Origin of the sequence: Paenibacillus qinlingensis (assembly GCF_031455095.1) — a bacterium.
Classification (GTDB): Bacteria; Bacillota; Bacilli; order Paenibacillales; family NBRC-103111; genus Paenibacillus_E; species Paenibacillus_E qinlingensis_A.
Genome location: NZ_JAVDSB010000001.1, coordinates 719903 through 741039, shown reverse-complemented (window position 1 = coordinate 741039; position 21137 = coordinate 719903). Strand labels below are relative to the sequence as shown.

Annotated in this window: 24 protein-coding genes and 1 tRNA gene; all 25 read right to left on the bottom strand. The window is 44.5% G+C overall.

The window, feature by feature from the left end; all coding sequences use genetic code 11:
- Positions 1–122: 122 nt before the first annotated feature.
- A complete protein-coding gene (locus J2736_RS03310) occupies positions 123–1211 on the bottom strand; it encodes a prephenate dehydrogenase (RefSeq protein ID WP_310223505.1) in 1089 nt (362 codons plus the stop codon).
- Positions 1212–1238: 27 nt separating this feature from the next.
- The gene (hisC, locus tag J2736_RS03305; RefSeq protein ID WP_310223503.1) at positions 1239–2339 is read right to left on the bottom strand and encodes a histidinol-phosphate transaminase; all 1101 of its coding nucleotides are present in this window, start codon (positions 2337–2339) and stop codon (positions 1239–1241) included.
- Between the two features lie 21 nt (positions 2340–2360).
- Positions 2361–3176, bottom strand: a complete 816-nt coding sequence (gene trpA / locus J2736_RS03300) for a tryptophan synthase subunit alpha (protein ID WP_310223501.1) — start codon at positions 3174–3176, stop codon at positions 2361–2363.
- A gap of 3 nt (positions 3177–3179) precedes the next feature.
- On the bottom strand, positions 3180–4373 hold the full coding sequence (gene trpB, locus J2736_RS03295; protein WP_310223498.1) for a tryptophan synthase subunit beta: 1194 nt from the start codon (positions 4371–4373) through the stop codon (positions 3180–3182).
- Complete coding sequence (locus J2736_RS03290; protein ID WP_310223496.1) at positions 4370–5068, bottom strand: phosphoribosylanthranilate isomerase; 699 nt, start codon at positions 5066–5068, stop codon at positions 4370–4372. The genes trpB and J2736_RS03290 overlap by 4 nt, the downstream gene beginning before the upstream one ends.
- 26 nt (positions 5069–5094) lie before the next feature.
- On the bottom strand, positions 5095–5889 hold the full coding sequence (trpC, locus tag J2736_RS03285) for an indole-3-glycerol phosphate synthase TrpC (protein WP_310223495.1): 795 nt from the start codon (positions 5887–5889) through the stop codon (positions 5095–5097).
- The gene (gene trpD / locus J2736_RS03280) at positions 5879–6919 is read right to left on the bottom strand and encodes an anthranilate phosphoribosyltransferase (RefSeq protein WP_310225180.1); all 1041 of its coding nucleotides are present in this window, start codon (positions 6917–6919) and stop codon (positions 5879–5881) included. The genes trpC and trpD overlap by 11 nt, the downstream gene beginning before the upstream one ends.
- Positions 6920–6940: 21 nt before the next feature.
- Positions 6941–8488 carry an anthranilate synthase component I gene (trpE, locus tag J2736_RS03275; protein ID WP_310223492.1) on the bottom strand — a complete coding sequence of 516 codons (1548 nt, stop codon included), beginning with the start codon at positions 8486–8488 and terminating at the stop codon, positions 6941–6943.
- A 290-nt stretch (positions 8489–8778) separates the two neighbouring features.
- A complete protein-coding gene (gene aroH / locus J2736_RS03270; protein ID WP_310223491.1) occupies positions 8779–9165 on the bottom strand; it encodes a chorismate mutase in 387 nt (128 codons plus the stop codon).
- 3 nt (positions 9166–9168) lie between these two features.
- On the bottom strand, positions 9169–10263 hold the full coding sequence (gene aroB, locus J2736_RS03265; RefSeq protein ID WP_310223489.1) for a 3-dehydroquinate synthase: 1095 nt from the start codon (positions 10261–10263) through the stop codon (positions 9169–9171).
- A 1-nt stretch (position 10264) separates the two neighbouring features.
- Entirely contained in the window at positions 10265–11428 is a 1164-nt protein-coding gene (gene aroC / locus J2736_RS03260) for a chorismate synthase (RefSeq protein WP_310223487.1), read from the bottom strand.
- Positions 11429–11695: 267 nt separating this feature from the next.
- Positions 11696–11860 carry a hypothetical protein gene (locus J2736_RS03255; RefSeq protein ID WP_310223485.1) on the bottom strand — a complete coding sequence of 55 codons (165 nt, stop codon included), beginning with the start codon at positions 11858–11860 and terminating at the stop codon, positions 11696–11698.
- Positions 11861–11952: 92 nt separating this feature from the next.
- Positions 11953–12735, bottom strand: coding sequence for a CheR family methyltransferase (locus J2736_RS03250; protein ID WP_310223483.1), 783 nt, complete (start codon positions 12733–12735; stop codon positions 11953–11955).
- A gap of 127 nt (positions 12736–12862) precedes the next feature.
- A complete protein-coding gene (gene ndk, locus J2736_RS03245) occupies positions 12863–13306 on the bottom strand; it encodes a nucleoside-diphosphate kinase (protein WP_310223481.1) in 444 nt (147 codons plus the stop codon).
- A gap of 67 nt (positions 13307–13373) precedes the next feature.
- The gene (locus J2736_RS03240) at positions 13374–14351 is read right to left on the bottom strand and encodes a polyprenyl synthetase family protein (protein WP_310223479.1); all 978 of its coding nucleotides are present in this window, start codon (positions 14349–14351) and stop codon (positions 13374–13376) included.
- Complete coding sequence (locus J2736_RS03235; RefSeq protein ID WP_310223478.1) at positions 14348–15211, bottom strand: menaquinone biosynthetic enzyme MqnA/MqnD family protein; 864 nt, start codon at positions 15209–15211, stop codon at positions 14348–14350. The genes J2736_RS03240 and J2736_RS03235 overlap by 4 nt, the downstream gene beginning before the upstream one ends.
- Complete coding sequence (locus J2736_RS03230; protein ID WP_310223476.1) at positions 15192–15806, bottom strand: UbiX family flavin prenyltransferase; 615 nt, start codon at positions 15804–15806, stop codon at positions 15192–15194. Before J2736_RS03230 ends, J2736_RS03235 begins: the two co-directional genes overlap by 20 nt.
- Positions 15803–16678 carry a UbiA-like polyprenyltransferase gene (locus J2736_RS03225; protein WP_310223474.1) on the bottom strand — a complete coding sequence of 292 codons (876 nt, stop codon included), beginning with the start codon at positions 16676–16678 and terminating at the stop codon, positions 15803–15805. The genes J2736_RS03230 and J2736_RS03225 overlap by 4 nt, the downstream gene beginning before the upstream one ends.
- Positions 16679–16684: 6 nt before the next feature.
- On the bottom strand, positions 16685–17440 hold the full coding sequence (locus J2736_RS03220; RefSeq protein WP_310223472.1) for a demethylmenaquinone methyltransferase: 756 nt from the start codon (positions 17438–17440) through the stop codon (positions 16685–16687).
- A gap of 22 nt (positions 17441–17462) precedes the next feature.
- Positions 17463–18329: a heptaprenyl diphosphate synthase component 1 gene (locus J2736_RS03215; protein ID WP_310223470.1), complete on the bottom strand. Its 867-nt coding sequence runs from the start codon at positions 18327–18329 to the stop codon at positions 17463–17465.
- Between the two features lie 99 nt (positions 18330–18428).
- Positions 18429–18962, bottom strand: a complete 534-nt coding sequence (locus tag J2736_RS03210; protein WP_310223467.1) for a hypothetical protein — start codon at positions 18960–18962, stop codon at positions 18429–18431.
- A 144-nt stretch (positions 18963–19106) separates the two neighbouring features.
- On the bottom strand, positions 19107–19370 hold the full coding sequence (gene mtrB, locus J2736_RS03205) for a trp RNA-binding attenuation protein MtrB (protein WP_310223465.1): 264 nt from the start codon (positions 19368–19370) through the stop codon (positions 19107–19109).
- Between the two features lie 76 nt (positions 19371–19446).
- Positions 19447–20373, bottom strand: a complete 927-nt coding sequence (locus J2736_RS03200) for a phosphatase PAP2 family protein (RefSeq protein ID WP_310223463.1) — start codon at positions 20371–20373, stop codon at positions 19447–19449.
- 122 nt (positions 20374–20495) lie between these two features.
- A tRNA-Pro gene (locus J2736_RS03195) sits at positions 20496–20568 on the bottom strand.
- A 164-nt stretch (positions 20569–20732) separates the two neighbouring features.
- Positions 20733–21005, bottom strand: coding sequence for an HU family DNA-binding protein (locus tag J2736_RS03190; RefSeq protein ID WP_056614405.1), 273 nt, complete (start codon positions 21003–21005; stop codon positions 20733–20735).
- Positions 21006–21137: the final 132 nt, after the last annotated feature.

Below are 21137 nucleotides of genomic sequence, written 5' to 3'. Positions count from 1 at the left end.
AGTCCCATTATAGCATGAGCCTTTTGACCTGAGAATCTGTTTATTAAAATAATAAAAGACCCCCTTCACATTGGCAGAAACCAATGCAAAGGAAGTCCAAGTAGGAAGTATTGTGATACATATTACACATGTACAGCATATTCTTTGCCCAACAATTCTGAAGCGCGATCCGCATCCTCTTGGTTACGGAAAGATAGTCGTAGAATGCCAGGTACATCTTCCCGGCTTTCGATGATTTGAATGTTGCTCAAATTGATTCGAGCATTCCCAAGCAACGAAGTAATGGCTCCAATAATTCCTGGATGGTCAGGTACGTCTACATAAATATCAAATAAAGAGGTCAGTACGCCCTTGCGACGTTCCGGTAATGTATTGCGGAATTCGCCTGCAATGCGAAACTGCTCAGCAATCCCCTCACCATCGCTCTGCTCAATAAGCTGAACAAAACGAGCGATCTCCTCTTTCCAATCCTTGAGCAAACGAAGCAGAACAGCACGATTATTGACTAGAATATCACGCCAAATCGTCGGCTCACTAGATGCAATCCGTGTAATATCACGAAAACCACCAGCCGCCAAGTTTTGATATAAGGGATTGCTCTCATTATATCCTCTCACTTGATTGACGAGTGCTACCGCGATGATATGTGGCAAATGACTAATCGCACCCACGATATCATCGTGTTCTCGTGCGTCAACCTGCACGATTTGAGCTTTGGTTAAACTTAGCAGACTAGATAGACGATCCACTTCACTTTGTGGCGTCCCTCGTGCTGGAGTCAACACGTAGAACGCATTCTCGTACAAGTGCGATGACGCAGCTTCCACCCCATGCCGCTCAGAGCCTGCCATCGGATGACCACCAATAAAGAAATAGCCTTCCTTCAAATGGGCTGCCGCGCTTTCTGTGATGGAAGCCTTCGTGCTCCCTACATCCGTAATGATGCAGCCTTGTTTCAAGGGCAGCTTCATCAGCTTCTGTACATATTCCTCCAGATTACCTACAGGGACACAGAGAAATATGTAATCAGCCCCGTCAACCGCTTCAGCCATATCTGTTGTGGCATAATCCACTACATTTCGTTTCAGCAGCTTTTCTACCGAATTCGGATTGGGCGAATGTCCTACAACGGTAAAGTCTGGTTTTCCTTTGAAACACAAGGCTAGTGATCCACCGATCAGCCCTACTCCGAATATTGCAATTTTCGTCATGACAGGAATCTACCTTTATCCTCTGAATTAGACTTGAACGGGAACCTCTGAGAGTACTTCCGTTAGAGCCGCAATAAATTTTGCATTTTGCTCGCTAGAGCCAATTGTGACTCGCAGCGAAGTTGGGAAACCTAACATATGTCCACCACGAACAATAATTCCGCGGCGCATTAAGCCATTGAACACGTCTCCTGCTGGTCGTGAAACATCCACCATAATAAAGTTACCGTGTGCAGGGAACGATTGCAGACCAAGCACTTTGAATTGCTCTTCTAGGTAGTGCAAACCAGCTGTATTCGCATCACGACAACTTGCAATAAAATCTTGATCTTGGATCGCAGCGAGTGCAGCAGCTTGTGCGAAACGTGTCGTGTTGAAAGGCTCACGAACTTGGTTAATTGATCGAATAACATCAGGATGTCCAATTCCGTACCCAATACGAAGTGAAGCAAGACCATAAATTTTCGAGAAGGTTCTAAGTGAAATCACATTTTTATATTGACCAATTAGCTCAATACTATCTGGGAACTCACCTGTTGTATTGTACTCGCAATACGCCTCATCAAGGACAACAATCGTGTGTGAAGGAACTTTGGCTAAGAAAGCTTTAATTTCAGCATCCGTGTTCATTGTTCCTGTTGGGTTATTTGGATTACAAATCCAAACGATTTTCGTACGATCTGTAATAGCAGCAGCCATCGCATCCAAATCGTGCGTGCCCTCTTTCAACGGAACTTCAATAGAAATCGCACCTTCGATTTCACAATTGTGTTTGTATTGAGGGAATGTATGAGAAGCCATTACCGACTCATCACCAGGCACTAGAAATGCACGTGCTAACATTAGGATGACTTCATCGGAACCTGCGCCAAAAATAAGTTGATTTGTCTCAACGCCTAGTGATGCTGCTACCGCCTCCGTTAGCTGTACAGCACCTCCATCTGGATAAAGGCTAATATTGGCGATTTCCGCTTCAATCGCAGCCTTGACGTGTGGAGAAGACCCGAATGGGTTCTCATTAGAAGCAAGCTTGATGACTTCGGTTAATCCAAGCTCACGCTTGACTTCTTCTATCGGCTTACCTGGTTGATAGACTGGCAAATGTATAATGGTTTGTTTCGGTTTCATGTCGTGTAGTCACCTCATCAATTAGTTGTTCGAACCTTTTAACTGACCTACAAAGCTGCCGATTTGCTTGAGACCTTCCGGATGTGCAGCGTCAACTTCGAAATGCGGCAAAGCATTCTCAATTGTACGGACAATAGCGCTCCCCACGACAACGCCATCACAAAGCTTCTCGAAACGTTCGACTTGCTCACGCGACGAGATACCGAAGCCCACAACAATGGGCACCGAAGCAGCTTCCCGAACAGTTGATAGAAAGTCTTCAATTCCTCCAAAGAACTCAGCGCGCTCACCGGTTACACCTAGAGAAGATACACAATAAACGAAACCGCGCGCACTCGCTGCGATACGTTGCACACGTGCATTTGATGTTGGTGCCACTAATGGGATCAAATGAACGCCGTATTTCTCCGCAATACTTCTAGTCTCACTATCTTCTTCTAAAGGGAGATCAGGTATGATGATACCACTGATTTCATTCTCTTGCATCACTTTGAAAATACGATCCAAACCGATCTGAAGAACTGGATTATAGTACGTAAAGAGGATAAATGGCAACTCCGAACCGCGGGCTCTTGCTTGTTTGGCCACATCGATGACATCAAATATGGAAATCTTACGTTTGAGAGCGCGTTCCGATGAACGCTGAATCACTGGCCCATCCGCGAGCGGATCGGAGTATGGCACTCCGAGCTCGATTAAATCGGCCCCTGCGCGTTCCATTTCGAGAATAAGTTCCAGAGAAGCCTCTATCGATGGGTCCCCAATCGTTAGAAAGGGCATCATTGCGGTTTCACCGCGCGCTTTGAGTTCTGCAAAACGACTGTCAATACGGTTCATCGCCTATACCCCCTCGCCAAGATAACTTAGAATGGATTCCACGTCTTTATCACCGCGTCCAGACAAGCTTACGATAATAATTTGATCCTTGGACATCGTAGGTGCTAATTTCAATGTATGAGCAATTGCATGTGCACTCTCTAGTGCAGGAATAATACCTTCTGTACGGCTCAGCAGTTGCAGTGCATCCAGTGCTTCCTGATCCGTAATTGGATAATACGAAGCACGCTCGGAGTCTTTCAAATAAGCATGTTCGGGACCAATCCCTGGATAGTCCAAACCTGCTGAAATCGAATGCGCCGGCAGTACTTGACCGTACTCATCTTGCAACAAGTAGCTGAGCGAACCTTGGAACACGCCCGGCGTACCCTTGGTCATGGTCGCTGCATGCTCCTCCGTGTTCACGCCACGTCCAGCTGCTTCAACACCAATTAACTTCACGGAAGCATCTTGTACGAATGGGTAAAAAATCCCCATCGCATTACTGCCTCCGCCTACACAGGCAACTACCGCATCTGGTAATCGGCCTTCTGTTTCTAGAATTTGCTCACGGGACTCGTCTCCAATTACGCGTTGGAAATCACGAACCATCATCGGATAAGGGTGTGGTCCGGTAACCGAGCCAAGAATATAATACGTATCTTGCACGTTACTAACCCAGTAACGAAGCGTTTCGTTACAAGCATCTTTTAACGTACGCGTTCCCGAAGTCACAGGAATAACTTCCGAACCTAACAGTTTCATACGGAATACATTCAATTGCTGACGCTTCGTATCTTCTTCTCCCATGAACACTTTACATTCGAAACCCATGAGTGCCGCAACGGTAGCAGAAGCAACACCGTGCTGACCTGCTCCCGTTTCTGCGATGATTTTCTTCTTACCCATTCGCTTTGCGAGAACCGCTTGTCCAATGGTGTTATTAATTTTGTGCGCACCTGTATGATTTAAATCTTCACGTTTTAAATATATTTTCGCTCCACCAAGAAGCTCAGTCAGACGTTCTGCATAATATAGCGGCGTAGGTCGCCCAGAGTATTGCTTTTGCAAATAACGAACTTCCGCAATAAATTCAGGATCATCTTTATATCGCGCATAAGCTTCTTCAAGCTCATGTAACGCATTCATTAATGTCTCGGGCACATAACGGCCACCGAACTTGCCAAATCTACCATGCTGATCAGGTACTTGTGTCACTTACGGGTCACCCTTTCCACAAACGCGGTTATTTTCGCAATATCTTTTACGCCATCTGTCTCCACGCTGCTCGATACATCAACGCCGTCAGGAGCATAGGCAAGCACTAATTGATCTACATTATCATGTCGAAGTCCGCCTGCCACCAACAGTTGTACACCCGCAGCCCTTGCCCATGCTTGATACACGGGAATACAATCCCAGGCAAAAGTCTTACCGGAACCACCGCCATATACGGGGTCAAAGGTATCTAACAAAATAGCATCGACATTCCCGATATACGGATCTAGTTGAGCTGCAACCTCTGCAGAGGAGGGAATTCGATCTTCTGCTTTCGAAATAGAAATGGATTTGAATACACTAACTCCGAAATGTTCACGAACCCACCCGCAAAAAGAGGGTGTTTCTTGACTATGAAGTTGAACAATGTCAAGTGGGGCTACGGCCAAAATCTCGATCAATTGCTCTTTCGTCGGATTTACAAAAACGCCTGCAGTACGAGGCACAATTTGCCCATTCGCTTCTTCCGTTTTCAAGTAAGCAATCAACTCGGCAGCTTTCTCTGGCGTAACCTGTCGCTTGCTCGGTGCAAAAACAATGCCGATATGTGCTATCGGCAAATGTACGATTGATTTTAACACTTCAACGCTTTGAAGTCCACAAATTTTTACCGTCGGAATCGTGCCAACCGCCATCAAATTCGCCTCTTTCTTCCCTGTTTCTAAGCCTTTTTGAGCAGTTCACCCATTAACTGATGGACCGCTTGCTCCACAACCGGTTGACGCATGAAATGCTCGCCGATCAGTACAGCTTGAGCGCCTACACGTTCCACATAACCCATATCTCCAACCGTGGAGATGCCGCTTTCGCTTACGACAGTTTTACCTTTTGGCATATAGCTGATCAACTCTTCAGTTGTTCCTAAGTCAGTTACGAAGGTTTTTAAATTTCGGTTATTTACACCTATGAGTTGGGTATCCAGTTCTAATGCGCGCTCCAGTTCTTCACGATCGTGCACCTCAACTAGCGCATCCAGTCCAAGGTCTTTGGCTAAGGTCAAATATTGCTTCATTTGCTCTGTTGTCAGAATCGCAGCTATGAGAAGGATCGCATCAGCGCCAAGTAATCTAGCCTCATAGATTTGTTTCGGATCAATGGTGAAATCTTTGCGCAGTAACGGTACATTCACGGCTTTGCGCACAGCTTGCAGATAGTCATTACTCCCTTGGAAGTAAGACACATCCGTCAAAACCGAAATGCAATCCGCACCAGCACGTTCATAAGACTGGGCCAACGCAACAGGTTCGAAATCCTCGCGAATTAATCCTTTGGACGGAGAAGCCTTCTTCACTTCGGCGATTAACCCCATGGATCGATTCTTCCTAGTCGTTAACGCCTTCTCAAAGCCTAGGCAAGGAGGAAGCTGAGCAATCCGCTTCTCTGCCTCTGCGATTGAAAATCCACTCATCGCTTCCACTTCTACAAGCTTGGTAGCTACAATTTTATCAAGAAACATGGCATAGTTCTCCTGTATATTGGATTAAATCATTCAATTTCTGTTCTGCGCGCCCCGAATCAATCACATCAGCTGCCAATTTAACGCCTTGCTGCAAGGTGCCTACAAGTCCAGTTACATAGAAGCATGCGGCAGTATTAGCAAGAACGATGTCTCGGTAAGGCCCTCTTTCACCTGCAAATATATGACGAATAATTTCTGCGTTCAATGAAGCATCCCCGCCAGCGACATCTTTGATACTATGCGAACGAAGGCCCAAATCGTCTGGGGTTATCGTATACGTTGTGATGGTATCTGACTTGAGCTCAGTTACCTTCGTAGGTGCGGAGATGCTGAACTCATCCAACCCATCCTCGCTTGCAACAACGAGAGCGCGCTTCAGTCCAAGAGCTTGCAACGATTGTGCCAGCATTTCCGTCTTGGTTCTGTCGAAGACGCCAAGTACTTGACGATCTGCGCCTGCTGGGTTCGTTAGTGGTCCAAGTAAATTGAACACTGTTCGAAAACCAAGCTCTCTGCGAGGTGCTGCAACATGCTTCATCGATTGATGGTAAGCTTGCGCAAACATAAAGCAAATCCCCGTACGGTCTAGGCACTTTGCCGCTTGTTCACCACTGAGCGTAATCTTGACTCCCAGCGCTTCAAGAACATCAGCGCTCCCGCTTTTACTAGACATCGCTCTATTTCCATGCTTCGCTACTCGAATTCCACCTGCTGCTGCAACGATTGCAGCTGTTGTTGATATATTGAAGGTATCCGCACCATCCCCACCTGTTCCACAGGTATCGAGGAGGTCGCTTTGGTGAACCTTCACCTGCACGGCTTTGCTTCGCATCGTCTCCGCAAATCCTGTGATCTCTTCAAAGGTTTCCCCTTTGATACGAAGCGCCGTCAACAAGCTGCCGATTTGTGCAGGTGAAGCGCCTCCATCCATAATCTCAGCCATGACACTACGTGATTCCTCCCGTGACAAATGACTGCCACTAATGACTTTACCAAGTGCTTGCTGTATCGAAATGATTCCGCTCATATTCATCCATGCCCCTTCCTTCTATGAGTTAACAAAATAATCTTTGTTAATATCGCTAACAGGTCTTGGCTCAGGACTGAACATGGCTTCTGCCATACGAATTGATTTCAGCAAAGCCGTCGCTTTGTTCACGGTTTCTTGATATTCACTCTCAGGTACTGAATCCCAAACGATTCCTGCCCCAGCTTGCACATAGGCTTTGCCATTCTTGAAAACAATCGTCCGAATCGTAATACACGTATCCAAATTACCGGAGAACCCTAGATAACCAATCGCACCAGCGTAAGAACCGCGAGATTCAGGCTCCAATTCAGCAATAATCCCCATTGCGCGAAGCTTCGGCGCTCCAGACACCGTGCCTGCAGGCATACAGGAAAGGAAAGCATCAAAGAAATCTTTATCTTTTGCTATCTTACCAGACACATTCGAAACGATATGCATCACGTGCGAGTAACGTTCAACGTCCATGAACGTATCACATTTGACAGTACCGAATTCCGACACACGCCCGATATCATTGCGTCCTAGATCAACCAGCATCAAATGCTCCGCACGTTCTTTCTCATCCGCAAGCAATTCAAGCTCTAATGCATGGTCTTCCTCAGGTGTTTTGCCTCTAGGTCTTGTTCCAGCAATTGGCCGCGTTTCTACTTTTTCTTCCTCAACACGTACCAGCAGCTCAGGGGATGTACCGACAATAACCTCATCATCCATTTTTAACACGTACATATAAGGCGAAGGATTCATTGTTCGGAGTACACGATACACCTGCAAAGGAGAAACGGTCGTTTCCATTTCAAAACGCTGCGAGAGCACGACCTGGAATATATCCCCGGCACGAATGTATTCTTTCGCTTTGTGCACGTTGGCAATGTACTTTTCCTTTGTAATATTAGAGCGAATTTCACCCAGTTCTGGTTCAGACACAATCGGATTATGCGTCATCGTATCTGATTTAAGTGGACGTTTAATCTTTTCAATCGTCGCATCGATTTTCTCACAGGTTGCTTGATAGGCTTTCGCGATATCCGCATCCGTTGCGAATTGGGGCACATGTATGTTTGCAATCACTTTGATCTGCTGTTTGAAATGATCAAACACGATAACCTGATCACAGAACATGAATTGAATATCATTCATTTGTAAGTCATCAATGAGATGAGCTGGCAGTTTCTCATAGTATTGCAATAGATCATATCCGAAGAATCCAACCGCACCGCCTGTAAAGCGAGGAAGGTCTGCAAGCTGAGGGCTGGAGTAGGAACGAAGATAAGCCTTCAACACTTCGATCGGTTTCTCGTCCGTAACTTTTTTCTCGGACCCCGTCTCGACCGTTGTTTTTCCATGCTTCGCCGTAATCATTAAGAAAGGATCGCTGCCTAAGAAGGAATAACGAGCCCATTTCACTCCACCTTCTACGCTTTCTAAAAGGAAAGCACGGGGCTCTTGGTACAAATGTTGAAATACACGTATTGGCGTCTCGGTATCGGCTAGTAAATGACGCACCACTGGGATAAGGTTATAATCTTTGGACAAACGAATGACTTCTTGCAACTCAGGTGTATACATGGAAACATCCCCTCTCAGCTTGTGAGCTACTCGTCTTTGCGGTGCTCAAAACTCTATTCGAATACAAAAAAACCTCTACCAGGGGTAGAGGTTGACTTTAGTTTCAGTAGACGATCAGGATGAATGTGAAAAAAAATAATGAGGGCTGGGTATGAGTAAATAGACGATCCCCTATGGGAACGAACCTATGGTCATACGGCTCCTACTTTACTTTTTCTCATCTCAACTCGGCTCTGCTCTACTCGACTAAACTCTGCTCTACTAACCTAAACTCATCTAAATTCACTATACTACCGTGTAGCTTCATTTGTCAATTTAACAATATCAGGTCGAAGCGCTTTCGCTTCTTTCAAATACACATGATTGATCTCCGCTTGGGTTTTGGTCGTGTTCACCTGCACCATCAAGCGAATACATTTGGGTAATGCATTCTCAACTGGCACCTCTAATGAACACATTAGCGGTACAAGTTCCCAGCCTACCAACGTACGAATAGCTCTTGCTGGAAACGTTGCCGTAATATCTTCCGTAACTGTAATGAAAACCGATCCAATATCTTCTGGAAGGAAATCATTGGCTTCTACAATCGCTTGAAGAAGCTCACTCGTAGCTGAAAGTATTTCATCTGCATCATTGTGTTGAACTGTTGTCGCGCCGCGAATTCCCCTTAAGTACATCGGTTATTTCTCCCCTTTTAGAAGGTCAACAATTTCTCTGACTTGCTGTGCCGTTACGTCCTTGCGGATCTCGACTTTACCAATTTCGGTAGGAATGATGTACACCATCGTACCTTCTTTGAATTTCTTATCATGCATCATGGCACTCATAATGCGATCTGTATCCAAATGCGAAGGAATGGCTACTGGCAGCCCATATTTCTCAAATAAACCTTTGGTCACCGTATGAATATCTTCGCTGTAGCCAAACTGCTGAGCAAGCTTCGCAGCGCCAACCATCCCAATAGCGATGGCCTCCCCGTGCAGCAACTCACCATATCCCGCTACAGCTTCTAACGCATGACCAATTGTGTGGCCTAGATTCAGAATCGCTCGAAGATCGTTCTCGCGCTCATCCTGTGATACCACGATCGCTTTCACCTGACAACCTATATAAAGCGCATAACTTAACGCTTCTGGATCTAACGCTAACAACTTGTCTGCGTTTTCATCGCACCACTGCGTGAAAGCGGCATCCCAGATCAAGCCATGCTTGATCACTTCCGACAGGCCTGCCTTCACTTCGCGCTCAGGCAAAGTCAACAGCAAGTCGATGTCGAAGAGGACTAGCTCGGGCTGGTGAAACGCCCCGATGATGTTCTTCGCCATCGGGTGATTGACCGCCACCTTGCCGCCGACAGAGCTGTCGTGGGCAAGGATCGTCGTCGGGATCTGCACGAAGCGGATCCCGCGCATGAAGCTCGCCGCGGCGAAGCCGGCGAGATCGCCGACCACGCCTCCACCGAGGGCAATGATCGCAGAATTGCGATCAAGGCCGGCCTGGAGGGCGGCAGTGACGATTCCCTCGAGCTGCGCGAGGGATTTGGATGTTTCGCCTGCGGGCACGACGCAGGCCGTCGCGGCGAAGCCGCCTTCTCGGAGCAGCGTCAGGACGCGCTCCAAGTGTAGTGCCGCCACCGATTCGTCGGTGACGATGAGCAGCGGCGACTTGCGGCTAAGCTTCGCGCGATCGAACAGTGCCGAGATATTGGTTAGAATGCCTTGGCCAATATATATGGGATAAGACCGTTCTCCAAGCTCTACGGTAAGTTCTCTCATCTTAGTAGTTCTCCACTTGCTTGAGGAAATTCGTTAAGTTCGTACGAATTTCTTCGATGGAATCCCCGCCGAATTTATCTAAGAAAGCATTCGCCACTTCCCAAGCGATTACGTTTTCCATAATCACGCCTGCTGCTGGCACGGCACAAGTGTCGGAACGCTCTACTTGCGCTGTGAATACTTCTTTGGTATCAATATCCACGCTTTGCAACGGCTTGTACAACGTCGAGATCGGCTTCATAACACCGCGCACGATGATTTGCTCGCCAGTCGTCATACCACCTTCAAAACCACCTGCACGATTCGTTCTGCGTCTGAAGCCTTCTTCTTGCGTGTACAAGATTTCATCATGTACATTGGAGCCTCTACGCTCCGCTGCTTCAAAACCAATACCGAATTCGACACCTTTGAATGCTTGAATGGACAACACCGCTTGTGCAATTTTGCCATCCAATTTGCGATCCCATTGAACGTGGCTGCCTAGTCCAACTGGCACACCTTCAATAATAACTTCTACAATACCACCCAGTGTATCGCCATCTTCTTTGGCAGCATCAATCGCAGCGATCATTTTCGCTTCTGCTTCTTTATCCACTACACGAACTGGAGATTCTTCCGTAATACGAATAAGTTCATCAACTGGAAGCTCTTGACGCTCTACTTCTACATCCCCGATTCGAATCACTTGTCCAGCTACTTTGATCCCGAACTCAGCTAGCAATTGACGCGCTACTGCCCCCGTTGCAACGCGCATTGTTGTTTCACGCGCACTGGATCTTTCCAAAATATTACGTAAATCTTTTTGATTATATTTAAGTCCGCCGTTTAAATCCGCATGTCCAGGACGAGGACGATTTACGCGACGCTTACCTTCATTATCTTCTTCAACGGGTTCGATACCCATAACCGAAGTCCAATGTTTCCAGTCATTGTTTACAACGACTAAAGCGATTGGTGCTCCTGTCGTTTTACCGTGGCGCACACCACCTGCAATGGTAGCTGTATCTTTCTCGATTTGCATCCGACGACCACGACCATAGCCTTTTTGACGTCTATGTAATTGATGATTCAAGTCTTCAAAGTTAAGGGTTACATTACTCGGGAACCCTTCAATAATCGCAGTGAGCTGCGGTCCATGCGTTTCACCTGCTGTTAAATATCTCACAATCCGTTACCCCCTAAGAATTTTACGAAGAACATCGAACTCCGTATATAAACATAATAGTATGGAAAAACCGAGCATACTTACTTCGTGTGCCTACGATGAGAATGTTGCAGCACCAAGCACTTTAGCGCTTTGACGCGCGATTATCTGTTGTCATTATAGTATAGGTATGCGGGTTTGGCAACAACACAAATGCAAAAACACGCTTCACAGGTCGGGGACATTCCCTTCCGCGTAAGCGTGTCATCAACTAGACAGGAGCTAGTATTACCCGTGCATAGGCTGCTTCTGGACAACCCTCTGAGGCTCACAAAGCTGAGGATCATTCATTAGACCCGTAATTTGTGAGGAATCGACTCCTAAAATTTGAGCACATTCTTGAATGGAAATCATTCCTCTGCGATAAGCGGTAATCACCTTGCGTTTGTCCATGATAGCCCCCTAAGCGTGTATGCATTGTTCAAAGCGCGATATTTCTCTCACTTTGCATTGCTACATCTTAGTATTGGAAGAATAGGAAGATCTTATACACCCTTTTTGCGATAAAAGAACGTTTCGGCTGCCTCTAAATCATATTGTCCAGGAGAGAAGATTTGCTCTGTGGAACCGACGAAAAGCAGACCGCCAGGTTTAAGGGCTTTGGCAAACTTCTGATAAAGGACATGCTTCGCTTCTTCGGTAAAATAGATAATAACATTCCGGCAAACGATAAGATCGTAACCGCTATCAAACGTGTCTACGAGCAAGTTTTGCTTTTGGAATTTCACCGCTTTTTTAAGTTCATCTGAAACATGAAACATGAGACCATCTTGTTTAAAATATTTCTTCACATAAGCAGGCGGAACATCGCGCACAGAGCGGTCCAGATACATGCCTTTACGCGCTTTTTCCAAGGCACCATCGTCAATATCCGTCGCGTGTAAGGTCGTCTCACCCAACGCTGCTTGCTCAGCTAAGATCATTGCTAACGTATATGGCTCTTCCCCCGTCGAACAGGCGGCACTCCAAATTTTTAACCGGCGATTTCGTTTAAGCATTTCTGGAATGAATTTTTGCTCCACGAGCTCCCAACGATTCGGATTCCGCCAAAACTCAGAAACATTGATCGTCATCCGATCCAGAAACTCATAAAAGAGTTCTTTTTCTTTCATCATAGCTTCGAAAAAAGAAATAAACGTATTGTAACCCCGCTTCATCCGCAAGGTAGTTAATCGTCGCTTCATTTGCGCTTCTTTATAGAGCGCAAGATCAATGGACGTGTGTTCCTTTATCTTTTTAATAAATAGTAAAAAATCTTGATCTTCCATGCTGTCCACCCACCTTGATCAGTATCTACCCTGATACATTCTGTGTGGATTTACCAAAATCCTTCATAAAACAACAAAAAAGAACCTGTATCCCCATCAGATACCAGATTCTTTGATTAAGTAGTTGTTAGATCCATTCTTGTATGTTTTTCGTATACATGTGAATTTCACTAGGCTGAAAGAAATTATTAATTTCACGTTCAGCGCTTTCAGGTGAATCAGACCCATGAATCAGATTGAGATTCGTATGTACAGCGTAATCTCCGCGAATGGTTCCAGGTGCGGCTTCCAGCGAATTGGTTTTGCCAATCATCGTTCGGGACAAAGTGATAACTTGATCACCATGCCATACCATAGCAAAGACAGGGCCTGATGTAATAAAATTCACAAGTCTTTCGAAAAAATCTTTTCCTTTATGCTCTGCGTAGTGTATCTCCGCTTGCTCACGGGTAATGACCGTCAGCTTGCTGCCAATCAATTGGAAACCCTTTTGTTCAAAGCGCTTAACAATCTCGCCGACAAGTCCCCGCTGCACGCCATCTGGTTTAACCATGAGAAATGTTTTTTCCATTGAAAGACTACCTCCTTAAAGTTTTCGCCAGAAAACTGACTTCGTTAGCTTCCACTTCACGTTAACGTTAGTACGATCGATTCCCAATGAAATACGCGACTTCGATGAGATCCTTCTTCGCTTGGATATTTGGCAGGCTGTCTAACGACGAAATCGCTTTATCAATATAAAGCTGAGAAAGTCGATCGGCTTCCTTAATGCCAGCGCTGCCGCGGATCATTTCTAGGAATCGACTCACATCTGTTTGTCCATCCAGTTTATGGATTCGATCCAGTTCTGTCAATATCATTGGCTTCAAAACAGGATCTTGGAGGGTCAGCAAAACCGGTAATGTGATATTCCCCTGCTTGACATCGCTCCCAGGTGGTTTCCCGATTTGCTTCTCAGTTCCGATTAAATCCAGAATATCATCTCTAATTTGGAAGGCCATACCTACATTATAGCCAAAATTATACAATTTAGTGCTCACCTGATCAGAAGCCCCTGATGCCATCGCTCCTAATTGACATGAAATCGCAATTAATAAAGCAGTTTTACGGCGAATCCGCAATAAATAATCACGAATGGTTTGTTCCGAATGAAAGAAAAATCGAATCTGTTCCATCTCGCCAATGGACATTTCCACAATCGCTTTGGACATAATCTGATGAACTTTGGGGTTCGGGATCTGTGTAATCACACCAAGCGCTCTTGCAAAAATATAATCACCCGTAAACATAGCAATGCGATTATCCCATTTGGAGCGTACCGTCAATTGGCCGCGCCGCGTGTTCGCATCATCGATGACATCATCATGGACAAGGGAGGCCATATGAATTAGCTCTAATGGCACGGCTACATTTTTCATCGTTTGAAGTTGATAATTACCAAATTCACCCGATAGCAGAACGAAAACGGGTCTAATCCGTTTCCCTCCTGCTTTAAGTAGATGGATCGAGGTTTCTCTTAGTAAAGAATGATCGTTGTTAACACTCTCTTCGAGTTCTTTCTCGATCGCTGAAATATCTCTTCTTTTTCTAGAATAAATATCCAACAAGTTTTTCATTCTGTCACCCGTGCCACTTTATTATCTTCCCATATGTCTAATTGAACTGGTTTGGGCAAGAATCCTAGCTCGTAACAGTACTGATAATACGAAGTAAGTCCTTCCCACTGTTCAGCCGCGAAATCATAACACAATGTATGAAAATAATGATGCCAATACTCCGCGTTGCCGCCAACGGTAGCTTGCGCCTCTGCTATCATGAATGACGGATCCCGATGCGCTTTTTCTTTACTTGCTTTGAATGCTTCATAAATGGAATTTACAAGCTCAGGATATTTACGAATCGTTTCCTTTCGAATGGCCCAGACGGCAAATGACATCCATTTCCCTGTCCATTTGGCCCATTCTTGACCGAGATCCGTAATCATATACCTCTGATTGCGCCAACTTTCCTTAATCGCATCGTCTCCAATGAGGAGTGCAGCATCTGCTCCCTCCATCATTTGATCCAAGTTTGGCTTCGCATACTCGTAAGTCGGTTTGCCATTATAAAATTTTTCAATAATAATTTTAAGTAAATTCATTGAGGTTGCGGATGTCGTTGGAAGGATGATCTTCCCGTTTACGATTTCTCGCAGCGGTTTGTCATGAAATAACAGAATTGAATTCACTTCACCATATGAACTAACAGAAAGGTCAGGGAAAAGCATATAGTCCTCGAAATATTGTCCATATGAAAAAGATGAAATTGGCCCCATATCAATACGGCCTTCCGCCATTGCTTGATTGAGTGATGTAGGGACTTGCTCAATAATGTCGACTTCCGAACTGTTCATTAGTTCTGGAAAATAATAATAGATCGGCCATACATTTGTATAGTTAATTCGACCAATTCGGATTTTAGGGTCTAGGTTGCTCATCAGTATCTCCCCATCTCCGGTACAAGGAATGTTCAATCTCCATACTATCCATTACTTTGCCTACCAGAAAATCAACCATCTCATCGATTGAGCGCGGACGATTATAGAAGGCTGGCATAGCCGGAATCATTCGCACACCCATTCTTGTTAGGGTAAGCATATTTTCTAAATGTATAGCATGCAAAGGTGTTTCCCTTGGCACCAGAATTAATTTTCTTCCTTCTTTCAACATAACATCCGCTGTACGTTCTAGTAAGTTATCGGATGATCCATGCGCAATGCCAGATAAAGTCCCCATTGAACATGGCATGACAACCATCCCCTTGGTTCGAAATGAACCGCTGGCAACTGTCGCACCAATATTCGCTACGGGATGATATTCAAACGAACCTGCTCGTCCCCCGAATTGCTTGTCGAGGACATCCTGACGTTTTGTGACACTCCAGTCCAATTCGTCCTGCAGGACACGCCACCCAGCATCCGTAATAATAAGATGCACATCTAAACCAAGATCCAACAATACTTCACACAAACGTACGCCATAAATTGCACCACTCGCCCCCGTAATACCAACAACCCAGTTTCCACTACTCATGAATGTTGGCTCACTAAGACATCAAGTAATGTGAATGTGAACATGACTAAACTCAAGACACCGTTCATCGTGAAGAAAGCTGTGTTTAATTTGGATAAATCCTGTGGTGTAACGAGTCTATGTTCTTTAAACAGCAAGATATAAGCAATAACTAGCCCGACTAAATACAACCAACTCAAATGCGTGATAAAGAATAAGGAGACTAATCCGATTGCGGTTAAAACATGAAGCACACGAGCTGTTTGCAAGGCTGCCTTAATGCCAAATCGACTAGGCAGGGAGTGTAATCCTTCTTTGCGATCAAAATCTGTATCCTGACAAGCGTAAATTAGGTCAAACCCAGCGCTCCAACAAGCAACCGTCAGGAAAAAGATGATCGAAGACCACGTAAATTGACCTGTAACCGCAATCCAGCCGCCTAATGGAGCAAGACCTAGCGTCAAGCCAAGAACGAAATGGCAGGTCCATGTGAATCTTTTGGTATACGAATAAATGACAAGAAAGAATACAGCTATCGGAAGCAGCTTCATTGACAATGTGCTTAGATGATAGGTTGCCCAGAAAAGTACTGCAAACGAGATAATGATATAGATAATGACTTGTGGGACTGAAATAAGCCCGGCAGGGATAGCACGATTCACCGTCCGAGGATTGCGTTTGTCAATCGCTTGGTCAATAACACGATTCAACGCCATCGCGGCAGTTCTTGCCCCTACCATAGCTAACGTAATCCAGCCTATTTGCGCCCAACTCGGCAGATGCCCATTTAGTACTACGGAACCAAGAATAGCTCCCATGAAGGCAAAGGGTAAGGCAAACACGCTGTGTTCAAATTTAATCATTTCAAGAAAAATCTTCAATTTAGTAAACATATGCTGTTACACTCCTGATTTCGTTTTACCTTTAGTCCCTACATGTAAGGCTGCAACACCGCCAAAGAGCGGGTGGGCTTGTACCTGATCTAAACCATTCTTTGCGAAGATCGCTGCAAGCTGTTTATGATCTGGAAATGTAATTAGGGACTCCGGTAACCATTTGTATTGCTCATATTTTTTGACAATCAATTTACCAAGGAAAGGCATGATATGCCGGAAATAGATATAGTATAAGGACTTGAATGGCTGCCAGGTTGGTTTAGATAGCTCTAAAGACACAACTAGCCCTCCGGGCTTAACGACACGTTGCATTTCTCTAATGACTTGTTCTAGATCGGGAACATTACGCAGGGCAAACCCGATTGTGGCAAAGTCAAAAGTATTGTCGTCAAACGGAAGACTCATCGCATTTCCTTGTATAAGCTCGATCTGTTGATCTAAGCGCAATTCTTTTACTTTCTCCGCTCCAAAATCCAGCATGTTCTGGCTGAAATCTAAGCCAACCATTTTCCCAGTACCACTGGCTTGCGCAAGACTTATTGTCCAGTCACATGTACCACAGCATAGATCGATTGCTGTATCCCCTGGCTGTACATTCATCTTCTTCATCGCAAATTTGCGCCATGCTTTATGCCGGTTAAAACTAATAATATTATTCATCAAATCATATTTAGGCGCGATACTTTCAAAGACACCATGGACAAACTCTTCTTTGCTCTTAGCTTTTTTGTTGTCGGTATTTGTTTTACTTACACTCATTACCCAGGTCCCCTTAATCCCCTTAAATTTCTTCTAATACTTTGGGCTTCTCCCCAGTCCATCGTAAAAAAGGCTCTCCCATGTGAAAGAGTTCACTTTGTAGCCTGTCCGAATCAAGCTTCTTAATATAATCCTGCAATTGCTTGGTCTGAGTGTTAAGCAATTGATACAATTGCGAAGAGATACTGTATTTATGCAAAAGAGTGCGAACCTTTGTTGTATCAACTTCTTCAACTTGCAGCTGCTTTCGCTCTTCTTTGGTGCCATTCTGGTTAATATGCCAGTATCCCCAGCTACCTCTGAACTTCGAAGTTGACTCCATACAGAAAATTTCATTAAATAATAGTTCACATCTCACAAAGCTTCTCAAAATATCAGGCCATGCTGGCTTGTGTGTTTCGGACATGACTTCTGAAAAAGACAAAAACAGCTGAGATTTGATTTCCACCATATGGTGAATGTAATCTTCTGCCGTCAGTTTCAGCTGTTTCATTTTCATATAGCTGCTCATCTTCAGCCGATTGACTTCACAGATCGCATTCGAGAGTTGCTTAATCATATCGATCTGTCCCGTTTTGGCTAGGAGATGATAAAATCTGGCACTAAAGTAGTCCCCAGCCAGCACCTTCAACTGCCTTGATCTGGATGCCTTCTTCTCCTTGACTTCATTGGATGCTGTCACAAGATCATGGGTATCGAGGCCAAGCTGGACAAGTGCAGTAGCTAAGGTAAATAATTCACTTAATGAACTTAATTTGTTATCTTCATTCAAGAATGCAAACAACAGACGTGTGCGCAACTCAGGAAAATCGGGCAAGTCTGTGTGAATTTGGATCATATCATACTCCGTGTACTGCTTAGCGATCTCAGGGATCCGATAAGAATTCATGCAAAAGCCTCCGTAACCGTATGCCAAATCTCATTTTATAAACCTCGATGTCTCAATCCAAATTATTATAGCATAACAAGTTAATAGAAGCACAATAAATTATAGCGGATATTTTTGCTGCCATTTAGAGGTATATGTGATTCGAAAGCGGTTCTGCAACTCCTGCTCCAATTGAATTAAACTTAATTCAGAAGGTTTCTTCTCCATATCCTTTCCATATTCTCGCTGCGCTACCATGGCAAGGACGAGCTGTGTTGAAGTTGTATCTGCAGCTCCTGAATAATCAATGATGCGTACCCATACTTGATCTACATTCTTCGTATTGATAAGCATCGTCTGGGCAATGGTATATAAGTCCCGGTAAACGGCAATCGTATCCGCATTTTTGGGCAAGCTCAAATCCAGTGACAATCTTGTTGCACTCAGCTCCACCTTCCGAATCCGCAGCTGCAGCGGAATTTGAACGAGTAGATCCGCTAGATTATTCTCAGTCAACTGACCGCCTCGATTATTGGACCACGTGTAAGCAGAACTCAAGCCTGAAGAAAGATCCATCTTCGGCAGCATGGATAAACTTATCGCAACAACAACAGAAATACCAAGCGTCATCACAATGCGCATCGACCATTTCACATTCAACACCTCCTAAGCATATGCAGGAGCCGAATAACCCACAGGTTATTCCCAATGACAAGTCCTATACACCATTGTACAAATAAAAAAAGCAGGCTATGCCTGCTTTTGTCCAAATAACAACACTTATTTGTTAATTCTCTCTTACTCTTCTGTATCGATCGTTCCAAACTTCGTCATAATCAATGCTTTACCTCTCACTTTTACCGCGGAGGTATGCTCCGTAAATTGTGCAATCATGACTTCGCCTTTATCCAGCTTCTCTGTATGATGAAAACGTGTGTCTTGTCCACGTGTTAGTCCAATCACATGAACACCATTGTCTTTGGCTTTAATCACGAAGTATTCATTACCATTCGAGTTCGTGTTCGACTGATTGGGCTGATTCGATTTATTCGATTGTTCCATCGTTATCCTCCGTTCTCCCTATCCTTGATCCCTATATCTAATGATGCCAAAAATAGTAACCGGAAGTCAACATGTCCTAAAGGGATATTTCAGCAGATGTTGAATTTGTGCGTTTTCGGTAAAAATGTTTGAATTTAGCTGGCACCACATGTGTGGTTCCTAGTCTAATGATGAGATCCGTTAATTTCACTGTGCCATATGCGAATAACATGCCTGCGCAAACATCAATGACCCAATGAATTTGTAAATATAACGTTGAGAAAATAATCGCTGAGCAATAGGTAACCATCATGTATTTAAATATACGGTCCTTCTCACGAAGTGCCAGAAGCAGCATGGCAAATGAAATAGAGGTATGCATACTAGGAAAACAATTCATGACGGCTACTAGCAGCGAATTCTCATCCGCGAATACGCGATGCAGCAAATCTGGTTGTTTATTTACATACCACACTTCATGTAGCAGGATGAGATTATAGAATGGCAAAATGAGCGGAAATTGCAGCATATGTCCCGATAGCGCATAGGACAGCATTTTTTTCACACTGCGTGTCCAAAAGCTTCTCACAATACAAATCCAAAGGGAAAGCACAAAGCCGTAGTTATACACCCATACCATCGCTCGATCTAGAAAAGGATTAGAAATCCATCTGGCCCATCCACCAGAGTTCAGCGGAATGGCATTCATATAACCATCCCAGCGCCAGGGGTGGCGATTATTTTCAAACATCCAGTTGGCGATCTTCCACCAGAATCCGTTCCCTGTCCCATAAAAATAATAAAAAATACCCAATAGCGGGATTCCGATCATAAAAAAGCGTTTCCAATCCACATCAATCTGATCCTTCCGAACACCTAACAGGCAGATACATAACAATATCCAGCATTCTGTACTCCAGTTGCCAACAGTCCCAATTCGCCAGATCAAGTAAATCGAAGCAATAATACCAAACATCGTCCAATCCTGTGACTTCACTAGCTCATTCAACTTCAATTTAGTCAAAACCGGTACCCCCTACGTCTTCCAAGAAAAGAAATTCTAGACATCTATGCCCACTGAAATTGAACTGCCGCTGTATTCTTGACAATAGAAAAAGACATCGAACGCCGATGTCTTTGTGATAATCGGAGTAACACGATTTGAACGTGCGACCTCACCCACCCCAAGGGTGCGCGCTACCGAGCTGCCCATACCCCGTCATTCCCCGTTTACAGCCAAGAATAACGCTTTCACTTTTGTAATTATAGTAGGAGAATTTCAAATTGTAAAGCCATATTAAGGGAAACAAATAAAGCCGTACCACCATTCCGGGGCCACGGCTTTATAATTATGTAACGTTCAATCCTATGTATAAATACAAATTATTGAATGCCATCTTTAAGTGCTTTACCAGGTTTGAAAGCTGGGATTTTGCTTGCTGGGATATCAATTTCTCCACCAGTCTGTGGATTGCGTCCTTTACGAGCAGAACGTTCACGAACTTCGAAGTTACCAAATCCAACCAATTGCACTTTATCTCCACCTTGCAATGCTTCAGAAATTGCATCAAAAACAGCATCTACTGCTTTCGTTGCGTCTTTCTTGGAAAGCTCAGATGTTTCCGCAACTTTGTTGATCAATTCAGATTTATTCATGCCATTCACCTCCCCCCAAAATTTCTCACTTCCGTTACTTCCTGTTTTCACCGTTTTCTCAGAAATTATACATAAACCGCTGAAAAATCGTTGATTTTCTAAGCAAAATGAACTTTGAAAGCAGACGAATAA